Raw genomic sequence first — 1,214 nt, 5'->3', positions numbered from 1 at the left:
GCCACGGTTTTGTATTCAAGCCAGTATCTTCGCTCTGACTCATTGGGTGTCAGCCCGCTGTTATATTGATGTGGTCTCAGCTGACTGTAATACCCCGTCACATATCGCGAAATTTCACTCTTAGCCTCACCGATATCCCGATAGCCGGTCATCGGTATCCATTCTGTTTTTAAGCTTCTAAAGAAGCGCTCCATCGGGCTGTTGTCCCAGCAGTTTCCTCGTCGACTCATGCTCTGCTTAATCTGATAACGCCAGAGCTGTTGGCGGAAGCGGTGGCTGGTATAGTGGCTTCCTTGGTCACTATGGAACATTAGGTCTTTCGGCCTTCCTCGCGCCTCAAAGGCCATGGTTAGAGCCTTGCTTGTTAGCGCACTATCGGGCGAAAATGACATCGCCCACCCCACCGGTTTCCGTGCAAACAAATCCAGAACAACGGCAAGGTAAGCCCATCGTTTGCCTGTCCACACATAGGTCACATCGCCACACCACACTTGATTGGGAGCCGTCACAGCAAACTGGCGGTCAAGGAGGTTAGGGATGGCGACATGCTCCTTGTCTGCCTTTTGGTAGCGATGTTGCGGCACCTGGCAGCTCACTAGCCCCAGTTTCTTCATCAGCCCTGTGGCACGATAGCGAGTTAACCTCACGCCAGCAGTCGTCACCATATCAGCCAGGGTTCTGGCACCCGCTGACCCATTGCTGGCTTCATAGGCCTCCCGCACCAAGCAGTGCAGTTTTACCTGCTTCGAGTCAATGGTGGTAGGTCTGCCTCGCCAATACTTGTAACTGCTGCGGTGAATACCAAATACTGAACAAATCCGTTCTACGCTATGGCTCTTCTTGAGTTTCTCGACTAACGAGAACTGTTCAGTGAGTCTGACATCAAGAGAGCCGTAGCCTTTTTCAAAATGGTGTTCTCTTCTTCAATGCGGCGGATTTTCTTCTCTAGCTCGCGGATCTGCTGTTGTTCGGGGGTGAGCGGTGCGCCTTTGGGGGATACGCCTTGCTGCTCTTGTCGAAGCTGGTTTACCCATTTACGCATGGCTGAATTACTCACGCCCATCGCGCTTGCTGCCTCCGTTACACTGTAGCCCTGCTTCGTTACTAGCTGCGCAGCTTCTAATTTGAACTCTGTACTGAATGTCGGTCTTGTGTTCTTCATTTCTACCACCTTTTTCCGGAAGTGAGTCTATCACTTCGTCTATTCAGGTGGC

At 51.7% G+C, this 1,214-nt stretch carries 1 protein-coding gene; it reads right to left on the bottom strand.

Translation table 11 applies throughout. The features are described 5' to 3' along the window. A protein-coding gene (locus ACF8D4_RS14340; RefSeq protein ID WP_392465364.1) for an IS3 family transposase occupies positions 1-1,162 on the bottom strand; the annotation gives its coding sequence in 2 pieces (ribosomal slippage) (positions 1-904 and positions 904-1,162; 1,163 coding nt annotated over the 2 pieces). This gene is flagged as partial in the annotation. Positions 1,163-1,214 lie beyond the last annotated feature (52 nt).

The sequence above is a fragment of the Shewanella sp. YQ_9 genome (assembly GCF_043103185.1).
In the GTDB taxonomy this organism is placed as follows: domain Bacteria; phylum Pseudomonadota; class Gammaproteobacteria; order Enterobacterales; family Shewanellaceae; genus Shewanella; species Shewanella algae.
Note: the sequence above shows the minus strand (reverse complement) of the source record. Positions and strands in the feature narration are given on the sequence as shown.